At 42.5% G+C, this 26,935-nt stretch carries 23 protein-coding genes, 1 tRNA gene and 4 pseudogenes; 19 read left to right on the forward strand and 9 right to left on the reverse strand.

From position 1 onward, the window contains the following. Positions 1–57: 57 nt before the first annotated feature. The gene (locus F597_RS20500; protein WP_044060177.1) at positions 58–900 is read right to left on the reverse strand and encodes a DUF4922 domain-containing protein; all 843 of its coding nucleotides are present in this window, start codon (positions 898–900) and stop codon (positions 58–60) included. A gap of 153 nt (positions 901–1,053) precedes the next feature. Here F597_RS20500 and F597_RS0109690 point away from each other — a divergent pair, with 153 nt between their 5' ends. Continuing rightward, positions 1,054–1,551 (forward strand): DUF4348 domain-containing protein, encoded by a 498-nt coding sequence (locus F597_RS0109690; RefSeq protein ID WP_019539539.1) that lies wholly within the window; start codon positions 1,054–1,056, stop codon positions 1,549–1,551. Here F597_RS0109690 and cdd read toward each other — a convergent pair. Next, a complete protein-coding gene (gene cdd, locus F597_RS0109695) occupies positions 1,543–2,022 on the reverse strand; it encodes a cytidine deaminase (RefSeq protein ID WP_019539540.1) in 480 nt (159 codons plus the stop codon). The two genes, F597_RS0109690 and cdd, sit on opposite strands and share 9 nt — an antisense overlap. 118 nt (positions 2,023–2,140) lie before the next feature. On the opposite strand from cdd, the gene F597_RS0109700 reads away from it, so the two are divergent. The 15 genes and pseudogenes from F597_RS0109700 to F597_RS0109770 all read left to right on the forward strand — a co-directional run bounded on the left by F597_RS0109700 (position 2,141) and on the right by F597_RS0109770 (position 14,962). Then, positions 2,141–3,118, forward strand: coding sequence for a glucosaminidase domain-containing protein (locus F597_RS0109700; protein WP_019539541.1), 978 nt, complete (start codon positions 2,141–2,143; stop codon positions 3,116–3,118). Between the two features lie 216 nt (positions 3,119–3,334). Continuing rightward, on the forward strand, positions 3,335–3,928 hold the full coding sequence (locus F597_RS0109705; protein ID WP_019539542.1) for a DUF4290 domain-containing protein: 594 nt from the start codon (positions 3,335–3,337) through the stop codon (positions 3,926–3,928). 6 nt (positions 3,929–3,934) lie between these two features. After that, a complete protein-coding gene (gene rimM / locus F597_RS0109710; protein WP_019539543.1) occupies positions 3,935–4,456 on the forward strand; it encodes a ribosome maturation factor RimM in 522 nt (173 codons plus the stop codon). A gap of 104 nt (positions 4,457–4,560) precedes the next feature. Then, positions 4,561–5,733, forward strand: coding sequence for a 1-deoxy-D-xylulose-5-phosphate reductoisomerase (locus F597_RS0109715; protein ID WP_019539544.1), 1,173 nt, complete (start codon positions 4,561–4,563; stop codon positions 5,731–5,733). Between the two features lie 41 nt (positions 5,734–5,774). After that, a complete protein-coding gene (rseP, locus tag F597_RS0109720) occupies positions 5,775–7,097 on the forward strand; it encodes an RIP metalloprotease RseP (RefSeq protein ID WP_019539545.1) in 1,323 nt (440 codons plus the stop codon). A gap of 86 nt (positions 7,098–7,183) precedes the next feature. Next, a complete protein-coding gene (locus F597_RS0109725; protein WP_019539546.1) occupies positions 7,184–8,134 on the forward strand; it encodes a methylenetetrahydrofolate reductase in 951 nt (316 codons plus the stop codon). Next, a complete protein-coding gene (gene holB / locus F597_RS0109730; protein ID WP_019539547.1) occupies positions 8,134–9,243 on the forward strand; it encodes a DNA polymerase III subunit delta' in 1,110 nt (369 codons plus the stop codon). The genes F597_RS0109725 and holB overlap by 1 nt, the downstream gene beginning before the upstream one ends. Before the next feature lie 174 nt (positions 9,244–9,417). Further along, positions 9,418–10,584: pseudogene (locus tag F597_RS0109735) on the forward strand (PSP1 domain-containing protein); the annotation flags it as partial. Further along, positions 10,577–11,068, forward strand: coding sequence for a gliding motility lipoprotein GldH (locus tag F597_RS0109740; RefSeq protein ID WP_019539549.1), 492 nt, complete (start codon positions 10,577–10,579; stop codon positions 11,066–11,068). The pseudogene F597_RS0109735 and the gene F597_RS0109740, both read left to right, overlap by 8 nt. Positions 11,069–11,089: 21 nt before the next feature. Beyond that, a complete protein-coding gene (locus tag F597_RS0109745; RefSeq protein ID WP_019539550.1) occupies positions 11,090–11,878 on the forward strand; it encodes a Rossmann-like and DUF2520 domain-containing protein in 789 nt (262 codons plus the stop codon). A 100-nt stretch (positions 11,879–11,978) separates the two neighbouring features. After that, on the forward strand, positions 11,979–12,209 hold the full coding sequence (locus tag F597_RS0109750; protein WP_019539551.1) for a 4Fe-4S dicluster domain-containing protein: 231 nt from the start codon (positions 11,979–11,981) through the stop codon (positions 12,207–12,209). Positions 12,210–12,246: 37 nt separating this feature from the next. Continuing rightward, complete coding sequence (locus F597_RS0109755; RefSeq protein ID WP_019539552.1) at positions 12,247–13,329, forward strand: 3-methyl-2-oxobutanoate dehydrogenase subunit VorB; 1,083 nt, start codon at positions 12,247–12,249, stop codon at positions 13,327–13,329. A gap of 14 nt (positions 13,330–13,343) precedes the next feature. Next, on the forward strand, positions 13,344–13,505 hold the full coding sequence (locus F597_RS22570) for a hypothetical protein (RefSeq protein ID WP_019539553.1): 162 nt from the start codon (positions 13,344–13,346) through the stop codon (positions 13,503–13,505). A gap of 123 nt (positions 13,506–13,628) precedes the next feature. Beyond that, positions 13,629–14,390, forward strand: coding sequence for a thiamine pyrophosphate-dependent enzyme (locus tag F597_RS0109765; RefSeq protein WP_019539554.1), 762 nt, complete (start codon positions 13,629–13,631; stop codon positions 14,388–14,390). 17 nt (positions 14,391–14,407) lie between these two features. Beyond that, complete coding sequence (locus F597_RS0109770) at positions 14,408–14,962, forward strand: 2-oxoacid:ferredoxin oxidoreductase subunit gamma family protein (RefSeq protein WP_019539555.1); 555 nt, start codon at positions 14,408–14,410, stop codon at positions 14,960–14,962. A 585-nt stretch (positions 14,963–15,547) separates the two neighbouring features. Here the strand turns inward: F597_RS0109770 and F597_RS22860 are convergent. Continuing rightward, positions 15,548–16,804: pseudogene (locus F597_RS22860) on the reverse strand (DEAD/DEAH box helicase); the annotation flags it as partial. A gap of 136 nt (positions 16,805–16,940) precedes the next feature. On the opposite strand from F597_RS22860, the gene F597_RS0109780 reads away from it, so the two are divergent. Further along, a tRNA-Ser gene (locus F597_RS0109780) sits at positions 16,941–17,025 on the forward strand. Positions 17,026–17,310: 285 nt separating this feature from the next. Here F597_RS0109780 and F597_RS0109785 read toward each other — a convergent pair. Genes F597_RS0109785 through F597_RS0109795 form a run of 3 tightly spaced genes read right to left on the reverse strand, consistent with a single transcriptional unit; the run spans position 17,311 to position 20,796 of the window. Then, positions 17,311–17,904, reverse strand: coding sequence for a lanthionine synthetase LanC family protein (locus F597_RS0109785; protein WP_157279073.1), 594 nt, complete (start codon positions 17,902–17,904; stop codon positions 17,311–17,313). 26 nt (positions 17,905–17,930) lie between these two features. Then, complete coding sequence (locus F597_RS0109790; RefSeq protein WP_019539558.1) at positions 17,931–18,431, reverse strand: glycoside hydrolase family protein; 501 nt, start codon at positions 18,429–18,431, stop codon at positions 17,931–17,933. A gap of 19 nt (positions 18,432–18,450) precedes the next feature. Beyond that, positions 18,451–20,796, reverse strand: a complete 2,346-nt coding sequence (locus F597_RS0109795) for an ABC transporter permease (protein WP_245542019.1) — start codon at positions 20,794–20,796, stop codon at positions 18,451–18,453. A gap of 160 nt (positions 20,797–20,956) precedes the next feature. Between F597_RS0109795 and F597_RS23030 the strand changes: the two are divergent. Next, positions 20,957–21,161 (forward strand): annotated as a pseudogene (locus tag F597_RS23030) (transposase); the annotation flags it as partial. 374 nt (positions 21,162–21,535) lie between these two features. Then, complete coding sequence (locus F597_RS20510; protein WP_019539560.1) at positions 21,536–22,966, forward strand: IS1182 family transposase; 1,431 nt, start codon at positions 21,536–21,538, stop codon at positions 22,964–22,966. A 220-nt stretch (positions 22,967–23,186) separates the two neighbouring features. On the opposite strand, the pseudogene F597_RS23110 reads toward F597_RS20510, so the two are convergent. The 3 genes and pseudogenes from F597_RS23110 to F597_RS0109810 form a co-directional block, all read right to left on the reverse strand. After that, a pseudogene (locus tag F597_RS23110) lies at positions 23,187–23,315 on the reverse strand (site-specific integrase); the annotation flags it as partial. Between the two features lie 143 nt (positions 23,316–23,458). After that, on the reverse strand, positions 23,459–24,295 hold the full coding sequence (locus F597_RS0109805) for a class I SAM-dependent methyltransferase (protein WP_019539561.1): 837 nt from the start codon (positions 24,293–24,295) through the stop codon (positions 23,459–23,461). 18 nt (positions 24,296–24,313) lie between these two features. Then, entirely contained in the window at positions 24,314–26,842 is a 2,529-nt protein-coding gene (locus F597_RS0109810) for a TonB-dependent receptor (protein ID WP_019539562.1), read from the reverse strand. Positions 26,843–26,935 lie beyond the last annotated feature (93 nt).

Below are 26,935 nucleotides of genomic sequence, written 5' to 3' on the forward strand. Positions count from 1 at the left end.
TACGATAATATTGTACTGTTATAGCATTGAACCTCGTTGCCAGTCTCTTTTCCCGTTTCAAATAACAGGCATAGATACCTGTGAATAAATATCTTCAATGTCCTGTTTTCTGATTTTTTCAAAATCCTCCTCTCTTACGCAGATCATCAGTCCGGCCATATCGAGCGCACCCGGGCTGATGAGCAACTGTTTTTTTCCTTTCTCGTAATAATGCCTCGGACGGTGTGCTTTACGCGGAAAGATGTGGAGTTTATACTTGTTATCCTCCGTAAAAGCTATCACGTTCATCATAGGCTCCGTCTCTTCCGGCTGAAGATGATGGAGGTACTGGTATACATCCTCAAAAAGTTCCTGGGCTTCGTTTTTGTTTTCACTTTCGATTTGCAGGCATGAACGAAGTTCGTTATCACCCTGCATAAGCAAAGGAACTTTGAGTCCTGCCTGCAAGTGGAAGTGGTCGGGTGCGGACGCACCGCATTTGGGACCATTATAGAAGATCAGGTAATCGGGAAGTTGTTCCGCCAGCGTGAGCATGTCTCCTGTTTTTTTACGGATACGTTGTGGTACATGCGAATGGAGTGGGATTGTGAGATGGTTTCTTAGAATGGGAAATGGATTACAGAGAATGATATATTTTCCCATAAATGGAACTCCCTTTTGCCTGGCGGGCCGGTTGATCTCACATAGAAAACAGGGGCGCTTTTCAATCGCCTCTTTGCTGATTGTTGCCGCTGTAGAAACCATCCGTGCCGGATTGAACTGTAGTCTTACCTGGTAATCGCCACCCCATGTAAACTCTTTTTCCCGCAGGTTATCCAACTGTAAAATACCATCTCTTAATTGCTCCCAATCTATCTGTTGTGCAGAAAACAAATGGCTTATTTCCCTTTGAAGATCCATTCAGTACCGATTTTTTATAAAAGCAAAGATAAGGATATTTTCTTTTACTCTCTATGGAAGTGCCGGGAAATAAAAATAGTGGGATTGCTGTTTGATTATCACCTTAATTTTTATACCTTTGTGTGATAAATAACACAAAATGTCTACTCAGTAATGAAAATTTCGGATCATATCTTTTTCTGCTTGCTCGCCCTTTTCCTTTTCTCCTGTACGGAGGCTACGGAAAAGAAAGGCCGTATGGCGGGTAAAGGAAAGGCTGAAACGGAAGCAAGCAGGGCAGACAGCGGACAGGAAGACATCTCCGGAGAGGAGAATTTCGATCAGTTTATTCGTAAATTCAGTACCCAGGAGTCTTTCCAACTGGAGCGGATCAAATTTCCGATCAACGTGATCGTCCCTGATGATGAAGATGAAGGAATGGCTCCCATGGAAGAGACGATCGGGAGGTATGAATGGGAACTGCTTGACCTTACCTATGATAGCACTTATCTGACACGCCCTTACGATCAGTATTATCAAGGCGTGCGCTACGGGAAAGATACCGCTGTAGTGGAGATCCGCGGGATCAATAATGGTATTTATGCCGATTACTACTTTACACTGATCGATAAGAAGTGGTATTTGGTGACACTGTATGAAGCGTCATTTTAACATCTCATCTCCGAAACTGAGCGGTAGCAGATCTTTTGCACTCTCCAGCACATAGACGGCTTCGTTGCCATACATCAATATCTTTATTGGCGCATTGAAGCGGTTCTCCGTCTCTAACAGCACCTGTCGGCAACCACCGCAGGGAGTAATCACCTCATTGGTGAACCGGCCGTTATACCAGGCGGCGACAGCAATAGCTTCAATTTTCTGATCAGGATAGGTGGCATTGGCGAAAAAAACGGTAGTCCTTTCAGCGCATAATCCCGACGGATAAGCGGCGTTTTCCTGATTATTGCCGGAAATAATTTCACCGTTTCCCAACAAGACAGCGGCACCTACTCTGAACCCCGAATAAGGTGCATATGCTTTTTTTGTTGCCTCTTTTGCCGCCTCGATAAGTTTTTTTTCCATTTCGGAGCATTCCACTAACGGATAAACAGCTATCTTTGTGGTTAAATTGATTTCTCTCATATAATTATTTTTTTGATTAAGGGAGCAAAGAATAATCAGATGATTTACTGATTTATCTGTTTATCGATTAGTGAATTAGTACATTATCAAATCAGCACATCAAACTAGTCTCTTTAAAATGGGTTACATGCTTGATTATCGCATATTACAGAAATTGTTTCACAAATATAGATATATTTTACCGCTCTTTGTTGTTTTCTCCTTTTTATTTGCGCCTGCTCATCACCTGGCGGCACAGGTCAGAGTAAGCACTTATGAGAATTATATTCGTAAATACAGTGATCTGGCGGTAGAGCATATGGAGAAATACAGAATCCCTGCATCCATTACACTGGCGCAGGGGATACTCGAATCGGGAGCAGGATTGAGTGATCTGGCCCGCCGCTCCAATAACCATTTCGGAATTAAATGCCATCGAGGATGGAATGGGGGAACGGTATATGCTGCCGATGATACGCCCAACGATTGCTTTCGGAAGTATAAAAGCGTAGAGGATTCTTATCAGGATCACTCTGAGTTTTTGGCCTATAGTAGTCGTTATAAAGCTTTGTTCGATCTCTCTATTACTGATTATAAGGGATGGGCAAGGGGATTACAAAAATCGGGTTATGCCACCGACAGGGCGTATGCCAACAAATTGATAAAGCTGATCGAGGATTACGAGTTGTATCGTTTTGATGATACAAAGTATCGTAAAGGAGTTAGTCGCAGGGAACGAAATGAGCAACGAGAAAGAGAGGCGGCGCAGGTAACCTGGACGCATCAGCCGTATATCACACACGATTTGGTATACGTGATTGCAGTTGATGGCGATACGTTCAGTAGTATCGCACGGGAATTCGGGTTCAAAGAAAAAGACCTGTTGAAATTCAACGAAGTGCCTGAAGATTTTCCGCTGAGCGAAGGTGATATAGTCTATTTTCAAAAGAAGAAAACGCGTGCTGATAAGCCGTATGAATTCCATACTGTACAAGTAGGAGAATCCATGTACAGTATCTCACAGAAATATGGTATTCAGCTGCGTAATTTATACCGGCTTAATAAAAAAAGCTATGAATATGTCCCCGAAGAGGGTGATATTCTGAAGTTGAGATGATTTTGAAGTGGAAAGGTGGAAAAGTAATTTGGTAGTGCCAATGTGATGATTTAACGATTTAATGATGAAATTTTAAATTGAAACAACGTTTGACGGAGCCAAATCGACGTAGTCAAATTTTAAAATGAAATCTGATAAATAATATATAACAAAAGTAAAACCGGGTGCCAGAATATGTTTCTGGTATTTCCGGATAAATAATAAAGTAATACAGAGATGCAATACAACACACAAATGAAAAAGCTGGCACTGCCGGAGTATGGACGCAATATCCAGAATATGGTAGATCACTGCGTGGGCATTGAAGATCCCGAAGAACGCAAAAAATGTGCCTATACTGTTATCGATATTATGGGGAGTATGTTCCCCCACCTTCGTGATGTCAACAATTTCAAACATATTCTATGGGATCATCTGGCTATTATGTCGGACTTTAAACTCGATATCGAATATCCCTATGAAGTGATCACCAGGGAGGATCTGAATACTCCTCCGGGACATCTTGATTACAGCCGCCCCACAATGCAGTACCGCCATTATGGCAAAATCATGGAAAGGATGATCAGGATCGCTGCCAATATGGAGGAAGGCGATAAGAAAAACTACCTGGTGAAGTTATTACTCAGCCAGATGAAACGCTCCTATTCCCAATGGAACAAAGAGGCGGATGATCGGAAGATATTTCACGACCTGCACGTATTGTCGGAAGGCAAAATAAAGATCGATACCGAAGAGTATGTGATCCCCGAGGTAAAAGTAAATACCAACCGGGATAAATTGAAAAATATCAAGTATCAACGCAGAAAATAACAGAGAGTGATTTCCAGAAAAGATATCCTTCAGGTTGGAAGTACACAGAAACCTTACGGAATAAAGGGTGAAATAATTATCCGGTTTCGTAAGGCGGAGTATGCCGATGTGGAAACAGAATATTATTTTCTGGAAATAGAGGGTATTCCCGTGCCCTTCTTTGTTGAGGAGTTTACTTATTCAACCGATGTTACTGCCCGGGTGAAGTTTGAAGATGTCGACGATGAGATAGCGGCGGCTCGATACGTCAACACCGATGTTTATCTGCCGCGGGAATTGGTGAAATCTCAGGAAGAGCAAACAATGGCCGATTGGGATTACTTCACCGGGTTCACTGTTATCGATCAGCATGGAGTAAAATTAGGTGTTATAGAGGAGGTAGATGATTCCACCCTGAATGTGCTCTTTGTGGTGAGAAAAGATGGGAAGGAATACCTGATCCCGGCTACGGAGGATTTTATTGTTGCTATCGATGAAGAGAACAATCTGATTGAAATGTATCTCCCGGAAGGATTGATCGAAGAATGAAACCGGTATGACCGGAATAATCGTAATTCCTTGCCCGATCCGGGAAAAAACCACCCTGAATTTTTATTATCTTTGCATGCTTTACTGCAGATGATCATTTCCCTATGGAAGATGGAAAACGAAATATCGCCATTTTAGGTTCTACAGGTTCTATTGGAACGCAGGCGCTGGAGGTTATATCACGTCATCCCGACCGATTCGGGGCATATGCTTTGGTCGCTAATAACCGGGTCGAGCTGCTTATTGAACAGGCACGCACCTATCTCCCCGAAGTGGTGGTGATTGCCAACGAATCGAAATATGAGCAGTTGAGAGATGCCCTGAGTGATCTGCCCATCAAGGTGTGGTGTGGAAGCAAAGCGGTTGAGCAGGTGGTGCAGGACGAACAGATTGATATGGTTCTTACGGCCATGGTCGGTTTCTCGGGTTTGCAACCTACTATAAACGCAATAAAAGCGGGAAAGACCATCGCACTGGCAAATAAGGAGACGTTGGTAGTAGCTGGTGAACTGATAACTTTATTGGCATTGAAACATAGAACGCCTATTTTGCCGGTCGACTCGGAACATTCCGCTATTTTTCAGTGCCTGAACGGTGAAGGCGACAATAAGGTGGAAAAAATATTGCTTACGGCTTCGGGAGGTCCTTTCCGTACTCTGTCGAAAGAGCAATTACGGCATGTTACCCGCAAGGAGGCGTTGGCACATCCTAATTGGAGTATGGGCGAAAAGGTCACCGTCGACTCATCTACCCTTATCAACAAGGGATTAGAGATGATCGAGGCCAAATGGTTGTTTGGAGTAGAACCGTCGCAAATCGAAGTGCTCGTACATCCGCAGTCGATCATTCATTCCATGGTACAGTTCGAAGACCGCTCTGTGATAGCCCAATTGGGAGACCCCGATATGCGTATGCCTATCCAGTACGCCTTTTCGTATCCGGTCAGGCTCAGGTCGGATGTCAGGCCACTGAACTTCCTCGAACTGTCGCAGCTGACATTTGAAGCACCCGACACGGATAGATTTCCCGGTCTTTTGTTTGCTTATGAGGCGATTGCAGCAGGCGGGAATATGCCCTGTATACTGAACGCTGCCAACGAAGTGGCGGTGGAACTGTTCTTACAGGAAAAAATAGGCTATATGCAAATGAGCCATTTAATAGAGAAAACCATGCAGAAAGTATCATTCGTGCAATCACCGTCGTTAAGCGACTATCTGCAAAGCGATGCAGAAGCAAGAGTAATAGCGAGAGAACAAATAATTGAATTTACTAATTGATAAAAATAGCACGCCGGTAAGGTGTGTGTAATAATAACTGAATGGAGACATTTTTAATTAAGGCGTTACAACTCATCTTGAGTTTGTCGATATTGGTGGTTGTACACGAATTTGGGCATTATATCTTTGCGAGGATGTTCAAGATAAGGGTAGAGAAATTTTATCTTTTCTTTGATCCCTGGTTCGCACTCTTCCGCTACAAACCCAAAAACAGCCATACTGAATATGGTATCGGTTGGTTACCCTTGGGCGGTTATGTGAAAATAGCAGGAATGATCGATGAGTCGATGGACAAGGAACAGATGTCACGTCCCGCAGAGCCGTGGGAATTTCGCTCTAAACCTGCCGGTCAACGGCTGCTGGTAATGGTTGCAGGTGTAGTATTTAACCTGTTGCTGGCATTTTTTATCTACTCTATGGTGCTATTTACCTGGAATGATACCTATCTTCCCCTGAAAAATGTGACTCAAGGTATGGAGTTCAGCCAGGCGGCACACCGGGCCGGCTTTCAGGACGGGGATATTTTGCTCAGGGCCGACAATAAGGAACTGGAACGCTTCGGTGTGCGTACACTGCTTGATGTAGCCAATGCAGAAAAGGTGACAGTACTGCGTAATGGTGAGGAAGTGCAACTAACCATGCAGGAAGGATTGATGGAAAACCTGCTGAAAGATAAGGAAGGGTTTGCCGTTGAGAGGATTCCTGCTGTTGTGTATCAGACAATGGAGGGAAGTGCTGCCGATCGAGCAGGACTGACTACCGGTGACAGTATTGTGGGAGTGAACGGTATTGCTACACCGGTTTTCAGTGACCTGCGGGCAGTTCTTGACGACAATCGCAACCAACAGGTTACGCTCGATTATTACCGGAACGGAACATTACAAACCGCAACTATAGAGGTGGATTCAGCCGGAACTTTAGGTTTCTATGCAATGGGATTGGGACAGGTTTATCAGACCGTTACAATTGAGTATGGATTCTTCGAGTCATTCCCGGCAGGGGTAAAATTGGGCATACAGACATTAAAAGATTATGTAGCACAATTTAAATATGTATTCACCAAAGCAGGTGCTTCTTCTTTAGGTGGATTTGGAGCAATCGGAAACCTCTTCCCCGCACAGTGGAACTGGAAGGCATTCTGGATGATGACCGCTTTCCTGTCGGTAATCCTCGCCTTCATGAATATCCTGCCTATTCCGGCACTCGACGGAGGCCATGTGATGTTCCTTATTTATGAGGTGATCACCCGGCGGAAGCCTAACGAGAAATTTATGGAATATGCCCAAGTGGCAGGGATGATCCTGCTACTGGCGCTGGTCTTGTATGCAAATGGTATGGATGTGGTAAGGGCTATTTTTAATTAGCACTGCTCAAAGCCTCTAAAGGTCTCCGCTTTAGTTGCATACAATCAACAAATCAGTAAATCAGCAAATCTATAAATCAATGTGAGATGAGGGTTTCGGAATTAATTAACAATACAGGGAAGACTGCTTTTTCGTTCGAACTATTACCCCCGTTGAAGGGAAACAGTATTCAGCAAGTGTACAATGCTATCGACCGCCTGAAGGAGTTCGACCCGAAATATATCAATATTACGACGCACCACAGTGAAAGTATCTATAAGGAAGATGAAAACGGTACTTACCGGAAAGTAAATGTACGAAGACGTCCCGGTTCAGTAGCTATTGCTGCCGCCATACAGAACAAGTATGGAATACGGGCAGTACCTCATATTATCTCCCAGGGTTTTTCGAAGGAAGAGACTGAGTATGCGCTGATCGACCTCTCCTTTTTGGGGGTTACCGATCTGTTGCTGCTGAGAGGTGATACCAAGAAACTGGATGCGGAGCAACGGAAAATGGATTGCCATCCATATGCTACCGGTCTTCAGGAACAGGTGAACAATTTCAATAAAGGGATCACGTTCGACGGTTCTTCTTTTACGCCTCCCGAAGAGCTGTTTTCTTATGGGATGGCTTGCTATCCCGAAAAACATGAGGAGTCGCCCAATATGGAGTCGGAGATCTATTATACCAAGATGAAGGTGGATAACGGTGCTGAATACCTTGTGACACAGATGTTTTTCGATAACAGCAAATATTTTGACTTCGTGAAACGTTGTCGCGATGTAGGGATTACCGTTCCTATTATTCCCGGGATCAAACCGATCCATATGAAAAACCAACTCACGGTGTTGCCTCGTATTTTCCGAACTGATATTCCCGAAGAACTGGCTACGGCCCTTCGTAAATGTAGAAATGATGAGGAAGCGAAAGAGGTCGGGGTTGAATGGTGCATCGAACAATGTAAGGAACTGATCCGGAATAATGTTCTAAGTATTCATTTCTATTCATTGATGGCTACCGAAAGTGTCCGGAGGGTAGCAGGGGAGATATACTGATGTATTTTCGCGATGTCATAGGGCTCCACGATGTAAAAGAACACCTGATCAATTCGGTGCGACAGGGGTTTATTCCGCATGCCCGTATCTTTTACGGTCCGGAAGGGGTGGGGAAGTTGCCCTTGGCCATTGCTTACGCCAGATATCTGAATTGCAGTAACCGGGATGCCGAAGATGCCTGTGGAGAATGCCCTTCATGTCATAAATTCGATAAGCTGGCCCATCCCGACCTTCATTTCGTTTTCCCTGTGGTGAAATCAAAGGTGAGTGACCAGTATCTGCCGGAATGGCGTGAATTCCTGTCCCAACACCGTTATTTCAATCTCAACGACTGGCTTAACTTTATTGATGCACAAAATGCGCAGGGAATCATCTACTCGAAAGAGAGTGATGAAATCATCCGCAAACTTAATCTTAAGGTATATGAAGCGCCTTATAAGATCATGATAGTATGGCTGCCTGAAAAGATGCACGAGGCATGCGCCAATAAATTATTAAAGCTGGTTGAGGAACCACCCGAACATACTATCTTTCTCCTGATCTCGGAGGACCGGGAAAATGTACTGCAGACCATCTGGTCGCGATGCCAGCCATTGCATATCCGTGCTATCGAAAAGGATGAGATGGTGATGGCTCTGCAACAGAAATTCGGGCTGGATGTTGAAAAGGCCCGGTCGACAGCCCATATAGCCAACGGCAGTTTCACCAAAGCCATTGAGATCATACAGGCTTCGGAGCATACGGAGTATTTTTTTGAACTGTTCAGGCAAATGATGCGTAATGCTTTTGCCGGTAAGATCAAAGCCATAAAAGAGATAGCCACTGAGATTGCAGGAATTGGGCGGGAGATGCAGAAAAGTTTTTTGCTCTATTCGCTGAGGCTGTTCAGGGAATATTTTGTGAGTAACCTCCATGAACCGGAAATGGTCTACCTGAACAGTGACGAGTGGCAGTTCGGCGAGCGTTTTGCCCCCTTTATCAACGAAAAAAATATAGAAGCGTTGAGCGATGAGTTTTCGCTTGCTTACCGTCAGATTGAACAAAATGGTAATGCAAAAATTATTTTCCTTGATCTTTGTCTGAAAGTAACGATGTTTTTAAGAAAATAATTTTGTAACTTGCATTTAGATTTAAAATTTAATATTCAAAATTCAAGATTTAGCTGCACAGATTTTGACTGTGTCGATTGCTAATTCAAATTCAATTCTCCCGCCGGGAACGACAAGGCGGTTTAATATATGGACAAAGAACAATTAGCGGATAAATTAGCGGATATCGCACCATTGAATGCGACAACCGTACGAAATACGAAGAGTTGCCGGGGATGTACCCGTCATAATAATAAACTCCATGTCTACGACTGGTTACACGATTTCCCCGAGTTGCAGAAAGCAACAAAGATGGTGGAGGTTCAGTTCAAAAACACGCGTAAAGGCTATTATATCAACAGTAATGACCTTCAACTTGAACAGGGTGATATAGTGGCCGTAGAAGCCTTACCCGGACATGATATTGGTACTGTAACACTGACCGGAAAACTGGTCGAGTTGCAGATGAAGAAATACAACTTCCGGGACGATGCTAACGGAGGACTGAAGCGGATCTACCGGATAGCGCGCCCTGCTGATCTGGAGAAGTACGAACAGGCAAAAGCACGTGAACAGTCCACCATGATCCGATCCAGGGAGATAGCCGAAGAACTGGGCTTGAAAATGAAAATAGGCGACGTGGAATACCAAGGCGACGGCAACAAAGCTATTTTCTATTATATTGCGGACGAGAGAGTTGACTTCCGTCAGCTGATCAAAGTGCTGGCTTCCGAATTCAGGGTAAAGATCGAAATGAAGCAGATAGGTGCACGTCAGGAAGCCGGCCGCATTGGCGGAATTGGCCCTTGCGGGCGTGAGATGTGTTGTAGCCGATGGATGTCGAACTTCGTGTCGGTCTCTACTTCTGCCGCCAGGTGCCAGGATATCTCTATCAATCCGCAGAAACTGGCCGGACAATGCGGAAAGCTGAAGTGTTGCATGAACTACGAAGTAGATGCTTATGTGGAGGCGCAACGTGCACTGCCTTCACGTGAAATTATACTCGAAACGAAAGATGCCAGCTACTACCATTTCAAGACCGATGTTTTCTCCGGCAGGATGACCTATTCTTCCGACAAACACAATGCTGTCAATTTGGTGACGATCTCTAAAGATCGCGTATTCGAGATCATCAAGATGAACAAAAACGGGGAAAAACCACTGAAATTGACGATAGAAACGGAGGAAAAATCCGACGGTAACGGAGCGTATCCGGGAGATATCCTTGGAGACCAAAGCATTACCCGTTTCGATGATCAGGGGGAGAATCAGGGTAAGAGAAGACGGAAACCCCGTAAAAGACGGCCTGATAATCTCTTAGAAAACAGAAAACCCAGAAACAGAAAATCTCCGGGTGAGAACAAAGAGTAATATCTTTATACTATTTGCCGGCCTGTTTTTCACCATTCTTGCCTCCTGCTCGGGGAAAGAGGTTTATTCCCGGTTTCACCATATTGAAAATGGAAAGTGGTATCGGGACTCTGTGCTTATTTTTGCGATAGACTCATTAGTGCCCTCTTCCGGTGCGGGATATGATGTGACGGTGGAGTTGACGACCAATCTCAGTTATCCTTATCGCGATCTCTGGTTGCTTATAGATCAGAATCTGACAGATTCTCTTGCCCATACAGATACGCTTCGCTGTCTTCTGGCCGATGAATACGGAAAATGGCTGGGAGGCGGTGCCGGAGGATTGAACCAACTGTCTTTGCCTTATCGAACTTTCATCCCACGGGATTCAGTATACAACTACCGACTGACAATCCGCCAGGGGATGGATGAAGACCAGTTACGTGGAGTCGAGAAGGTAGGAATTAAGATCATTGAGACGAGCGGGAAAAGTTGATAATATTTTATCGGACGTATTATGAAGGTCGTTTTTATCGGATCGGGAAATGTGGCTACCCATATGGCTATGGCACTGAAAGGAGTTGGTAACGGGATTGTACAGGTGTACAGCCGTACGTCAGAGAATGCGGAATTGCTTGCTGATAGGGTGGGAGCTGAGCCGATTGACAATCTTGAGGATATCTATTGTACTGCCGACTTTTATATTTTTTCTGTAAAAGATGATATATTACCGGAGATTGTAGCCCAAATGCCGTCGACCACAGGTATATGGGCACATACAGCGGGTAGCATTCCCGTTTCAGTGCTTTCTCCGCATAAGAAGAGGGGAGCCCTTTACCCGTTACAGACATTCAGCAGGGAGAGAGAGGTGAATTTTCAGGATATCCCGCTGTTTATAGAGGGAGAGAGTGATGAAACCGCAATTCTATTGAAAGAACTGGCGGAAACGATATCAGGGAACGTCCATTTCCTTTCCGGAGATAAGCGGCGTATCCTGCACCTTGCTGCCGTTTTTGCCTGTAATTTTACCAATCATATGTATACGCTTGCGTCGGAAATAATGAGTGAAGAGGAAATTCCGTTTCATCTGCTGAATCCATTGATTAACGAAACAGCTGCGAAAGTGACAGTGATGGAGCCTAAGGCCGCCCAGACCGGACCTGCCGTCCGGTTCGATGAGAAAGTAATGCAAAAACACCTGGAGTTGTTAAAAGATCCCCTGAAGAGAGAAATTTATTCTCTTTTAAGTAGCAGTATTCATAAAGTTTCTGGAAATCGAGGAGCGAATGAGACTCAGAATGTCTGATGAAATCTATTAACATAAGGTGAAAAATTAACATAGAAAAATTGAGTTCTTGAAAAACAACTGTTACTTTTGTAACAGACAATTAAAACCACATCTAATAATGGGTAAAGTCAAGGGTTATGTAGAGGTAAATACCGATCGTTGTAAGGGGTGTAATCTCTGCGTTGTATCATGTCCTACCGATACGCTGGATTTACAGCCGCGCGAAGTAAATGATCGCGGGTATCACTATGCATATATGAAGAATCCCGACGAATGTATCGGATGCGCGAACTGTGGATTTGTATGTCCGGAAGGATGTATAACGGTCTATCGGAAGAAGGTGGTATGATCACTTTCCGAAAGAGAATAGTAACAAAACTAATATTATGTCAGAAGAAATTTCTTTGATGAAGGGAAACGAAGCTATTGCCCATGCAGCTATCCGCTATGGGGTGGATGGTTATTTCGGTTATCCCATCACTCCTCAGTCGGAAATAATTGAGACACTCATGGAAGCCGCTCCCTGGAAAACGACAGGGATGGTGGTATTGCAGGCCGAAAGCGAGGTGGCTGCCATCAACATGGTCTATGGAGGTGCTGCCTGCGGTAAATACTCTATGACCAGCTCTTCCAGCCCCGGTATCAGTCTGAAGCAGGAAGGAATCTCTTATATGGCTGGAGCCGAATTACCTTGCCTGATTGTGAACGTGCAACGGGGTGGTCCCGGTCTGGGGACGATCCAGCCATCACAGGCCGACTATTTTCAGACGGTGAAAGGGGGTGGGCATGGAGATTACAAGTTAATCACCCTTGCCCCCAACTCTGTGCAGGAGATGGCCGATTTCGTGGCGCTCGGTTTTGACTTGGCTTTTAAGTACCGCAATCCGGCTATGATACTGACCGATGGTGTGATCGGGCAAATGATGGAGAAAGTAAGACTCCCCGAATTCCGGCGTAGACGAACTGATGACGAGGTCAGGGCACAATGTCCGTGGGCAACCCTCGGAAAAACACCGGACAGGGAACCTAATATCATTACGTCCCTTGAACTCGATTCGGCACTGATGGAGAAGAATAACGAGCGGTTCCAGGCAAAGTACCGTGTCGTGGAAGAGAATGAAGTGCTTTATGAAGAGGTAAAATGCAGCGATGCCGACTACCTGTTGGTCGCTTTCGGATCCGCAGCACGCATCTGTTTAAAGACGATTGAAATGGCTCGGGAAGAAGGTATTAAAGTGGGACTTCTCAGACCCATCACTCTGTGGCCCTTCCCCGGTAAGATATTGCATAGTTATGCAGATAAGGTAAAGGGAATGCTTACTGTGGAACTCAATGCGGGACAGATGGTGGAGGATGTGCGCCTTGCGGTGAACGGAAGAATACCCGTGGAACACTACGGACGATTGGGAGGAATCGTACCTACGCCCGATAGTGTGCTTGATGCGTTAAAAGAAAAAGTGGTCAAATAGATAAATTACAAAATATGGATCCCAAAATAAGAAATATATTCATGGTGTTGTTCATGCTTGCATTTCTGGCAACAATAATAGTCTATTTCTCTTCTAATCAGGATATGAAACTCACCTGGTATTTTGGGGGAGCAGCCATCCTGTTTTATCTTATATATAGATTCTCAAAAAAATAAAGAACCAAGGGCCAAGACGACATTGTAAATTAAAAATGAAAAGTGAAAAATTAAAAATAGATTCTCCACTTCTAATTTATTAGTTCTTAATTCCAATTTCTAATTTCCCAATAAAAAATTCGTATGAATGCAAGCGATATAGTAAGTCCTGAAAATCTGGTCTATATAAAACCGGAGTTGATGAACGACAATCATATGCATTATTGTCCTGGGTGTTCCCACGGGGTAGTGCATAAAGTGGTTGCAGAGGTGATCAAAGAGCTGGGCTTACAGGAAAAGACCATTGGTATTGCACCGGTGGGATGTGCTGTTTTTGCCTATAAATACCTCGATATCGACTGGCAGGAAGCTGCCCATGGACGAGCGCCCGCATTGGCAACGGCCGTCAAACGGTTATTACCCGACAGAATGGTATTTACTTACCAAGGCGATGGTGATCTGGCCGCTATCGGTACTGCGGAAACTATCCATGCTGCCAATCGTGGAGAGAATATAGCCATCATCTTTATTAATAATGGTATCTACGGAATGACAGGAGGACAGATGGCTCCCACGACCCTGAGTAATATGGTGACCTCTACCAGTCCCGACGGACGTGATGTACAAACTATGGGAGGCCCTCTGAAGATACTCGATATGCTGGCGCTCCTTGATGGCGTTTGTCTTGCTACCCGCGTTAGTGTTCATACTGCAGCAGCTGTAAAAAAGACGAGGCGGATGATCAAGCTTGCTTTTGAAAATTCCATGGCAGGAAAAGGAACCTCTATCGTGGAAGTAGTTTCTACCTGTAATGCCGGGTGGAAAATGACCCCGGCCGCGGCGAACGACTGGATGGTGGACAATATGTTTCCGGTATTTCCTATTGGCGATTTGAAAAACATCTAAAGCAATAACAAGATATAATGTTACAGGAGATAGTCATTTCAGGTTTTGGAGGGCAGGGTGTGCTCTCGATGGGGAAGATTCTCGCCTATTCGGGAATCATGGAGGATAAAGAAGTATCATGGTTTCCGGCATACGGACCGGAGCAACGGGGCGGTACCGCCAATGTTACGGTCATTATTTCCGATGAACCCATCAGTTCGCCTGTGGTAAACAAGTATGATATTGCGATTGTATTGAACCAGCCTTCGCTCGAAAAATTCGAGGATAAAGTGAAACCGGGTGGAGCACTGATCTACGACGGGTACGGTATCCACAAGAAAGTGGAACGAAATGATATTAACGTATTTCGTATCAATGCAATGGATGAGTCGATGAAAATGAACAACACCAAGGTATTCAATATGATCGTCTTGGGAGGATTGCTCAAAATATCGCCCATGGTGGATGTTGAAAATGTGATGGAAGGCCTGAAAAAGTCTCTCCCGGAGCGGCATCATAAACTTTTGCCCATGAACGAAGAGGCTATTCTTCGGGGGATGGAGATCATCCAACTGGAGCAGAAAGCGGTGTAATAAGTATTATCCCAATCTGGAGCCGGGCTGATTTTTGTCAGACCGGCTTCATTATTTCTTCCCAAATGGCCACCAACTCCACCTTTTTGATTTCTTTCCATCAGTAGCCTGTTCCGACGCTACATCAGCTTTTTGGGGTGCCGAAACTCGTTTTGTATCTGAGAAGTTCCTCGTAGATGGACTTTTCCTGGAAGTATCTGTTGCCGGAGAATCGGAATTCCGTGGTGTCCTTTGTTTACGGAGGCTTTCTGAGTTACTTTGTTTCCGGAATGATCCCTGCTCTCTTTCTCCGGACACCCCCTGTTGTTGTGGAGTTCCTTCTCTTTTAGGTCCACGCTGTTTCTTGTGTGCACCTTGTTTTCGTGATACTTGTCCTTCTTTCAGGTTTCTCTCGGTACGAGGTGCCTCGTTTTGTTGTGAACTGCCTTCGGGATGTAATACTTCATTTTCCCGGGTTTGTCTCTCCGGTCGAGGCGCTCCGTCCTCTTTCCGGGTATTCCGATCCGGACGTGATTTGTTGCTTTTTCCTGATCCTCTTGAATTTTCCGGTTTTTCCGCATTTCCGGAGTCTCCTGATTTCTCAGGTTTTCCTCCCGACAATTTTCCGCCTTTCTTACCTGATTCTTTCCCTTTTTTTCCACCTCCTTTTGATGAACGAGAGGATGTACCGCCTCTTCTGTTATCACGGACAGGGTTATATTCCGGTGTCTCGCCTAATTCAGATGGTACGGGAATCCGGTAGATCCTTTTCCCCAGAAATTCTTCGATCTTGGAGAAACGGTATTGCTCATCAGGTGATACAAAGGTGATGGCCATACCCGAATCGCCGGCGCGGGCCGTACGGCCGATACGGTGTACGTAATCTTCCGCGTCGTAAGGTACATCAAAGTTGATTACCAGGGTGATATCATCAATGTCGATACCGCGGGCAACAATATCAGTCGCCACCAGGATATTTACCCGTTCATTTTTGAACTCATGCATCACATGGTTGCGCTGAGACTGATCAAGATCGGAGTGCATCTCTCCGGCCGACAATCCCATGTGTGTTAATATCTTGGCAATCTCTTTCACTTTCTGTTTTGAACCGGAAAAGAGAATTACCTTATTGGGCGCTTTCTCTTTGAAGAGATACTTGACAATATTGATCTTCTGCGCCTCATGGCAGATGTATGCTGATTGCAGGATTGTTTCAGGCGGACGGGAAATGGCAATGGTGATATCCACCGGATCGCGCAGGATGCTCTTTGCCAGTTGCTGTATCTTGGGCGGCATGGTAGCCGAGAACATGATGGTCTGCCGTTCTTTGGGAAGCAGCTTTTCAATCTTCATGATATCGTCATGGAATCCCATGTCCAGCATCCTGTCTGCCTCATCCAGGATAAAGTACTTCACCCCCGAAAAATCGATATTATATAGATTGATATGCGACAGAAGCCTTCCCGGCGTAGCGATTACCACATCGGCGCCGCTCATCAATCCTCTTTTCTGTATATCCCACGCTTCTCCGTCGTTACCACCATACACTGCGACCGAAGAGAAAGGTGTGAAATAGGAGAAACCCTCCATCTGCTGGTCAATCTGCTGGGCCAGTTCTCGTGTCGGAGCCATCACGATGGCATTGATCTTCCCTTCATCGTGTGCGTCAGTCTGCAGGTTATTCAGCAAAGGCAGCAGAAAAGCTGCAGTCTTTCCTGTACCGGTCTGGGCACAGGCAATTACATCCTTTTTTTCAAGGATAACGGGAATAGCTTGCTCCTGTATTGGGGTAGTCTCTCTGAAGTTCATTGCCTGCAGGCCTTCCTGCAGGGTATCACAAAGGGGAAGTTCGGTAAATAACATGACTCATTGATAGTTTACACAAAGATACGATGAATAATTGATTTTTTCTAAATCGGTGAAAAATAATGTGACAAAGCTATTTTTTCTTTCCGAAAATAATTATACCTTTGCACTCGCATTTTCAGAGAAATTGCAAGGAGAGATGGCAGAGTGGTCGATCGCGGCGGTCTTGAAAACCGTTGAAGTGAGAGCTTCCGGGGGTTCGAATCCCTCTCTCTCCGCTGAAAGCCTAAGACAACAGGCACCAAAAAGCAGACAAGTCCTACAATATCAGATGATTGTAGGACTTTTTTAGTGCTTTTTGTCTGTGGCGAAAGCCATTAAAAAGCCAAAAAAAGACATAGTTTTGTGACCAATTCGTGACCTATTCCAAAACTGACAAAACAGGTCACAAAAAGTCCGAATTTGGCTTAGTGTTGTCGCAATTTGGCTGTGCTGTAAACATTTCATTTTTAGTTATTAATAGTAATTTTGTAATTTAAAAATGAATGTTATGAAGAGTACGTTTAAAGTTCTTTTCTATTTGAAAAGAAATGCCCAATTAAGTATAATCCTATGCCAACTTCCCCCAATAACAATCCTAATCCCAATCCATATTCTTTGTAGATTGGATTTCTTACTCCGCTTTGATATAATTCTATCGCTCTTTTAAGCCAATACGTAAACATCGAAAGATAATTTTCAGATGTTCTTTCTTTGTATTGCAAGTAATACAACAATGAAATGCCTATGGCTCCATGACATAAGCAAAAATCAGCAATATTTTCATTATTGCTTCTTACTAAAGTCCTGTCCAAAATGTAATTCAACTTTTCTACAGGCACGATATCAGGGAATTGTGTATAAACTTTAGACAACATGTAACCAATACTCAAATCACCTTGACACCAGCCTAACTTAGTATCATAAGTACGTGTAATTTCATCTCTTCTAAAAAGAGAAATATCACCATTGTTTGGATTATTGGCATCAAGTAGGCGATTTATACATTTTGTGCATATTTCCTTGATTTTAGTTACTTCATTTCGTTGACATGTCAAAGGAAAATTTACTAAATATAAAATTATTCCGGATATCCCATGTGCAATGCCGTAATTCAAATTTGCATTGCTGAGAATGTATTCATCTATTTTCTATATAAACCATCAATATAGATTGATACATATTTTGCTCTTTTTCTCAAACTATAATATAATGCAATATTAGTACCACCCCTTAAAAACTCAAAATTTGAATTATTCACCCAATATTCCATATATGGAAATAATATTTTGTCTATATCCAGTAATAAACTTTTATATTGACTAAATTTAGATGAATCTTCATCCAACAATGTTTGGATTACTAAACCTAAATGAGAAAATAAAAATATGTCATCTATTGCTTTTATATTTAAAGTCGAAATATTGTCCAATATCTCATCTAATAATTTTATATCTTCATCAATGATTTTATTTTGAATTTGAGAATAGTAAAAATAATACAAGACCAAACCTAATTTTCCCGAATAAAGTTCGTGATCTATTATTTTCTCTTTATTGCTTGATAATTTATCATAAATCAAAGTGACTAAATTTTCTATTTTATTTCTATCCAAGTAATAAAAATCTTTCTCTGTAAGTGTCATGTCCCCAATTATCTAAATATTATTCTGATTTTACTACACCTGCCGGATTCCTATTGGCTACTTTCAGTACTTGCCCAAGCACAGTGAGCAAAACTACTGCGACTACTCCTGTAATAAGCCCTGTAAGTAACCACCAGGGGATGTTTGTACGGTAGGCGTATCCTTGCAACCATCTGTGCATTGCGTATGTTGCCAACGGCAACCCTATGGCGCCTGCTATAATTACTTGCATGGTATATTCGCGGAAAAAAATACGGATGATATCGCTTACTCGGGCGCCGAATACTTTTCGGACGGCTATTTCCTTGCGACGGCGTTGAGCTGCGGAAACGGCTGTAGTATAAATACCGCATAGTGAAATCAGCAGGCTAACCGTCGCTAATACGGAAAACAGTTTTAACCCGGCTTGTTCCGAAGAATTAAGTTGGTCGTATAATTCTTTGAGCGGCATTAAACGAGTATCAGTCAAACGATAATCAATATTAGAAAGGGTAGTAGTGATTTTCTGAATCGCATCCTGCTCCTGTCCGGATACAACGCGGACATACCATTTATCTGACATCATTTCGCTGTAGATAGCTGGATAGATTTGATTGCGAAGCGATAGCGTATGAAAATCTTTTACCACGCCAACCACTTCGTACTCTTGACATTTCAATCCCATTGAAGAAAAAGCATAGGACATGCAAATCATGGCACCTACCGGTTCACTCAATCCCATCACCCTAACGGCTTCTTCATTAAGGACTACTTTTCGTTTTTCACCTTTTTCCCACCATTTTCCTGCTACCATGTCTAATCTGAAAGTTTCGGCAAATTGGCTGTCGGTAAAGACATGTTGGAAAACATGCTTGTCGAATGGGTCTTTGCCTATCCATTCTACTTCAGAATTCATTAAAGAGGTACCCATCCAATTAGCGTTGTGCTGTGGTTCGAAAGCGGTTGCAGTAATACTTTCAATTTGTGGGATAGCTGTAAGTTCATTCATCAAAGATTCACGATATAAAGAAAACAGCCCCTGGGGACCGGACAACTGTATAATTCCCTTATGATTGAATCCCAAATCTTTTTGGTTGAGAAAACGCATTTGCATCATGATTACTAAAGAAGCTGTAATAAATACAATGCTGACTGCCAATTGCAAACTGACAGTAATACGTCGAAACGTTGGTTTTCTTGTTGTATTTCTTTTCGACAAGTGGCGAATGATCATCCGGCTTAACCACCCGAAAAGAATCAGACCTATCAATAAGATCAAAACCATCACACCTGTTCCACACAAAACAAAAAGATAAATCAATTTCGACACAGGCATCGCAATATCTAACAGCCCGGAAAACATGGGACGAAGCAGGAGAACAAAGCAAAATGTAAATCCCAACGACAGGATTATACTAAGTGTCATCTCAAATAATATCTGCCCCGTTATCCGCAGTTGTTTAGCACCATGTATGGCATGTTGACGGAAAACGTTTTTTCGTTGGAGGAAAAACTCGATATACAAATTAAAAAAGTTAAATAGTGCACTGAACAACAACAATATTCCGGCGGCAGTAATAATCCGTATAAAATTTAATGTAAACGGCAAGTCGGTATTTAAGTGGTGGCGGATGGCGCTTATAGGCAGTATCCTCAGTTCAATATTGGCATTGCCATCAATTTGTGAAGTAAAATCACGCAGTTGTTCTGACAGTTCGTTTATGTTTGCGTAGGGATGAAACCTGACATACATTTCATTGTTGAACAAATGCCATTGTTCCGCCTCAGGCATTCCTGAAATCGCAACATTTTGAATATCTGGATAATTAAGAAGTGCCTCAAACGATAAATTGGTGTTTGGCGGTGGGTCTTTGATAACCGCAGTAACCGTACAAGGTCCATAATCCTCAGACCATAAATTTGTAATCTGCTGCCCTATGGCTTTTTCCGCATCGCCAAACAAGCGAATAGCCACGGTTTCGGTGAGAACCATATTGTGCTGTACTTTCAACGGTTGCTTTGTATCACCGTGAATAAATACCTGCGGGAAAACCTGAAAAAACGAACTGTCTGCAGAAATTGTATTTAACTGCATATCAGGCATAACACCGATTCTAAAGTCAATTTTATCGGGAACAAATCCGGTAGAAAATTCTGTAACCGGGAAGTATTCATGCAGTTTTCTTGACAAAATTCCTGGAACGTACTCATTTACCTTTCCCGATTGTTTTTCCACAGAATAGACTCGATATATATGCGCGGCATTCGGATAAAAACTATCATACGACGTTTCGTAACGTAGCCAATAAAATGCATAGACAAAACACCCTAAGCCAAACACCAAACCTAGAATACCAACCCACGACTGTACTTTATATTTCCACATATTGCGGAAATAGATTTTGAGATAAAGAAATATCATATAAGTTTATTATGGATACCCTTGTTAATACCTATAAAAAGTAATTATTATGATGTAATAATTTCTCATTCTATTTATGTTATTGCATAAAGGGACTAATTATAGCCGAATAAATGTCTATCGGTTCTTGACCAACGACTTTACACATTCTTACCTGACTATTGCTGAACTTTATAGGGGACATTGGCAAGTGGAATGTTTCTTCAAATGGATTAAGCAACATCTGCACATTAAGTCGTTCTACGGAACGAGCCAGAATGCAGTTTTACTCTCAGATATGGATTGCCATCTGCAATTACCTGCTGCTTGCTATTGCAAAGAAGAAGATGTTTCATGTTGATTAAGAACTCTATATTTTACCGTCCGTCATAGGCTAAGTACTCTTTGAGAGGAAGCCTTCAGGTGAACTGTTTGTTAAACCAAAGTGTTCGATGAATAATCCCGATTCAATTCAACTGAACCTATGGGGAAATTTCTTTGGACAGTAGTGTTTTTATTTATTGATTTTTCATTGTGATTGGGAAATAAATTGCTGTTTCCAGACCGGGCAAAGATAATTGTTTTTTTTATATGAAAGAACATTTACATATTAATTATACGTAAGCCCCCGACAGTCTGTGCAAAAACTCAAAATAATAGGATAATAACTTTCTAGTTCAAACTATTTTTTGTATATTTAACGTGTATTCAAAACGTTAGAATAATGAATCACATTCTTGGTGAAGACCGCAATCAGTTACAATTCCTTTCGCTTGAACAAGTTGTTCCGGTAGATTCCTGGGCAAGAGTAATTGACTTTTTTGTAGATATGTTGTCCTTGGATGAACCAGGATTCAAACATGCAAATCCGGAAAAAGAAGGACGTCCTCCTTATAACCCCTCCACACTGTTGAAGCTTTATTTGTACGGTTATAAACATTCCATCAGGTCATCCAGAAAAATGGCATACTCCCGTAAGATAAACGTTGAATTATGGTGGCTGCTAAGGGGACTGACCCCTTCATTCCGCACTATAGCCTATTTCCGGAAGGAAAATGCGGATGCTTTTAAGGCTTCTTTCAGAAGATTTGTCCTCATGCTTAAAGAGTTGGATATAATAGAAGGAGAGACAATCGCCATTGATTCTTTCAAGATATTTGCTCAAGACGGTTTGAGGAATAACTTCAACCAAAAAAAGATAGATCGCCATATTGATTACATAGACAGGAAAATAGAAGAATACGAGAAAGAGTTAAACGAGTCCGATGCGAAGGACAAGGAACTTATAAAAGTGAGGATTGTTTCCCATTTGGCCAGAAAAAAGAAGTACGAGGAACTTGATAAAGCCTTGAAGGAAAATGGTGAAAATCAGATCAGTCTTACCGATCCGGATTCCCGTAACCTGATGTCTTCAAAAAATATTTCCGGTGTTGGTTATAATATCCAGGCGGCCACTGATGGTAAACATAAGTTGTTTGTACACGCCCATATAGGAGAATCAACCGATAAACGGGAACTTGCACAAGCTGCATTGGATATAAAGGCGGCGCTTGGGTTAGGACGTTTTAAAACACTCAGCGATGCCGGATACACAACAGGAGACCAGTTATATCTATGCAAGCAAGCCGGCATAACCACATATTCCTCACCTATGCCCAGTACTTCCCCCAGCAAAAATTGCTATCCACTTTCCCATTTCATTTACTATAAGGAAGGAGATTATTATATATGCCCGGATGGAAAAGAAATGACGGCGTATAAAGGTTGGTCACACCGTCCCAATTACAAGTCAAAGATATATAAGACCAAAGCATGTACAGACTGTCCAATCCGGGAGAAATGTACTCAAAACAAGCTCGGACGGGTAATCGAGCGGAGTGAATACCAGGATATTATTGATGAGAACAATCTTAGGGTAAAGGGAAATAAGGATTATTATAAGCTTCGCCAACAAATAATAGAACATCCCTTCGGCGTTCTTAAACGACAGTGGGGTTTTACATATACTTTAATGAGAGGCAAGGCAAATGTCCTGAGTGAAGTGAACCTGTTGATGATTATTTATAACCTTCGGCGATGCATGACTATTTTCGGCGATGATTTCAAAAGAAGGTTAAGGGAATATTATTATTTGCCTTGCCAACACGCAGTTTAGCCTACATTTCCTACTCATTCTTTAATTTGCAGCAGCGAAACAAGATACAAGCCTACTTTGCCCTCAAATCTAAATAAACTACACGGTAACAAGCCCTTGATCCCATTAATAGGGAATTTCTAAAAAATAGAGTTTTTGCACAGACTGCCGAATGCTTACGTAGTATTCTCTTTTGTCCTCATTGTCAATCTGCATAAGGAGTTTATATTGCGACCAGTTGAATTGCGACCGCACTGCGGACGCAATTGGATATGTTCCGTCTGGCATGTGTTCCTAATAAAGCGTATTTAGGTGCTGCTTCATCAATCCGCTGATTTCCCTTATAATAGACTTCCCGTACGGGTTCAGACTCTCTCCCTCCTCAAATATATGATAATCCGAGAATTAAAAGATTAATACCCAATTTTACATCTAGAAATGTAAAGTTGGATGTTTTGTTTTTATTTTGTATTCTTATCAATGTTATTCCATAAAGAAACTTTCAACCTTCGTTTAATCCTCGGTGTTGCCAATGCGATATGAGCTGTTGTTTTCTCTTGTCGCATTTATTGAATACACCATTGGGATTTTGTTGTCTAAATGGGCTATTCTGTATTTTCTTGGCTCAAATTCTATTGTCTTGTTGAAACAATTGTAAGGTGAATAATCAAATTCGTCTAACGATTTTATTTCAAGGCCGTTTTTTATTAAACTGTTCAGCACTTCACTAATGCTGTGATTCCACATTACATATGATTGGGTTATATCTGCTTTTTTGTCAGCATAAGTACCGCTTTCTGTTTCTATAATTGCTCCTGAATTAAAATATCTGTAACTGATTTTCTCGAAATTGTCGTCAAATATCCACACAACAGGGTGAAACTCTACAAACACAAACTGTCCGTTTGGTTTTAGAAATTCAGAAACAATTTTTGCCCACTTGTTTAAGTCGGGCAACCAACCAATAGTGCCATAGCTTGTAAAAACTATATCAAATTTTTCGTCTAAATGGTTTGGTAAGTCGTAAATGTCGCAACAAATAAACTTTGCATTTGAATGGGTATCCTTTGCAATTTGCCTTGCACTTTCAATAGCTTTGTCTGATAAGTCAACACCTGTAACGTCTGCACCAAGCCTGCTTAACGAAATCGTATCTTGCCCGAAATGACATTGCAAATGCAAAATTGTTTTTCCTCTTATGTCACCAAGCAAGCTTAATTCAATATCATTTAGAGAAGTTTTTCCATTCAGAAATCCATCAAGGTCATAAAATTCAGATTTTAGATGTATATCAGTTCTGTTGTTCCAAGATTGTCGGTTTATTTCTATATAATTCTGTTCAGAGTTCATTGTTTCTATGTTAGAAATTTATCTATTGGTTCCCTCAAACATATCGTGATTGGGACCTTCTGCTTTTCGCTGTTGTCTGAAATTATTGAAAGTATAGGTCAATGTCATTGTAAACAACGGGGAACGCGGATAGATTTTAGTAAGCGTTTCCATTCCGATGCCGGAACGTGTGTTGATATACTTTGCAGTTGAGAGAATATCCCTGACTACAAGACTGGCCGTTAATTTCTGTTTTGGGAATTGCTGTCTGGCAGCGATATTCAGATAGAAAAATCCGTCTACACGTCCTTGTGTACTCACCATCGGTCCTACATAATAGGCTTCCAGCCGAACGCGTGTATTCTTTGCTACATCAAAGTTATTGTTTATGGCTAACTGCCAGTTCCAACTCTCCTCGTCATCATCTATCTTAAACTGGTTTTTTATCCTATAGAAATAATAACTTGTGTTTGCGTCCAGGTTCCAGTACTTATTGAATTGCAGGTTCGCGGCTAATTCCAGACCGGTGGAATAGTCGTTACCGACATTTGCCATAGAATCGAGTGTGACACTTGAATGATAAGGGGCCCGGAGGCGTTCGATTTTATCCTTACGGGCACGGTGGAAGAGCGTAGCGGAAATCGTATTGCCATTCTTAAAATTATAATTATAGCCTGTCTCCACAGAATTTGTGTATTCCGGTTTGATAAAGGGATTTCCCATCTGGGCTGTGTTATAGTCCACATATACCACATAAGGCTCCATGTAAAACAGTTCCGGTTGAGTAATCCTGCGTGTATAGGCTGCCCGTATCTGTGAATGATCATTTAAAGTATAGGAAACATGTACCGACGGGAAGAGGTCGAAACGGTGGCGACTATGACGTGCCCATTCGAAGTTGTTCCCGAGTTTACGATAGGTGTATTCTCCCCGTAAACCTAACTGGTATCCGAAGCGTTCGTGTACATCGGATACCAATGCATACATTGCATGTATATCCCGGCGAAACAGGTATTTGTTGTACAGGTCGTCCCGGCGGACAAACTCATCCTGTTGGGGGTCAAACATATCAATCGTATAATCCCCGTCTTCCGTATATGAAAACAATTGGTAGCCAGATTCGAACTTTCCGGTTTCATTATCAAAAGGATAGACATAATCCGCATTTACCTGTCCGGTAAACCGGTATTCATATTCCCATGCACGATGCCCTTGTACCTGTTTACCCTGCATGTCCCATAGGTCGGTCTGAAAATTTTCCATTGCACCTCCTTCGTATAATCCATATAAAGAGGCTGTCAGTTTATGCCCTTTTCTATTTGGAAAGTTATGTTCCACGCCCAGGTCGCCTCTTAAGTGATATTCGTACAGGTTTACGAAATCCTTGCCGTTGAATGATCCGTATGTTTTTTCTCCTGTAGCTACAGATTCATATGTGTCTTCGTAATGAAGCTCTCCGCCTCTCCAGCGGTCTCTGTAACCTCCTGTAATACCTGCGGACCAGATGGTATTTTTCCTGAACCAGTCGAACGATGAGGTAAGATAATACCATGCTGTATGTCTTTTCCTCAACCCGGTGGAATGGTCTGTTGTCAATGAATCCGGCATGATGATCGTCTTCATCTGATCGTAATCACTCAAAACAAAGCGGCGTGACGCTTCACCTGATAATTGCCACCGGAAATCTTTTTTGCGGAGGGTAAGCAGGAAATCTATATTTCGCGACCAAACGGAACTTCCCATGAGATTGACCATTCCGCTCCATCCTTCTATATCACTTTTCTTTGTGTTGATGTTAATAATACCGACCGCACCATCCGCATCGTTTCTTGCCGAGGGAGTCGTTAACACTTCAATATTATCGATCTGTCCGGCAGAGATTTGTTCCAGGGCGGCAGCACCGTTCAAGGAACCCGGTTTTCCGTCGATATATACTTTAAACCCGGAACTACCTCGGAAGGTTATTTCACCTTCTGCATCTACACGAATTGAAGGAGTCTGCATCAGAATGTCTGCAGCAGTGCCTCCCGCAGCAGAGAGAAATTCTGCCGCTTCGATCACTTGTTTGTCCAGCTTATATACGACTTGTCGCTTGCGTCCCGTTACCACAACTTCAGATAAGAGTTGCTCGCTCTCTTCTAACAGGATATCGGGTAATACAATTTTTCTTTTTTCAGTTGAAATTTCAAATGGACTGGTTTTGAGTGGTTCATATCCGATAAAGCTGACCGCGATGAAATACCCTCCTTTGTCCTTGGGTGTAAGGCTGAAATTTCCTGAGATATTGGTAGCTGTATAATCGACAGGTGTACTGTCATTTGCATTATATAAAACAAGACTGGCAAATTCTACGGGCGTATTGTCGGTCTTGCTGATAATCCGGCCTTTTACCTGATAGATTGATGAAGCTCCGTTGCTTTGTGCAAAGATATTTGTGACTGCCGGAAAGAAGAGCAGTATCAGAATAACGAAAAGGTTTGATAAAAATCTATTAAGGAACAATTGCTGTAAATCCGGTGGATAACTAAATGAAAGAAGATTGGATACTATTGCTTGAAAAATTCGCATACGATATTATTCTAATAAAATGCAAATGTAAGTAAAATTAAACTATCAAAAAATGTAATTGCGTATTTCATCATTTATTGAAAGTAATATAAA

The sequence above is a fragment of the Proteiniphilum acetatigenes DSM 18083 genome, from assembly GCF_000380985.1.
Lineage (GTDB): Bacteria > Bacteroidota > Bacteroidia > Bacteroidales > Dysgonomonadaceae > Proteiniphilum > Proteiniphilum acetatigenes.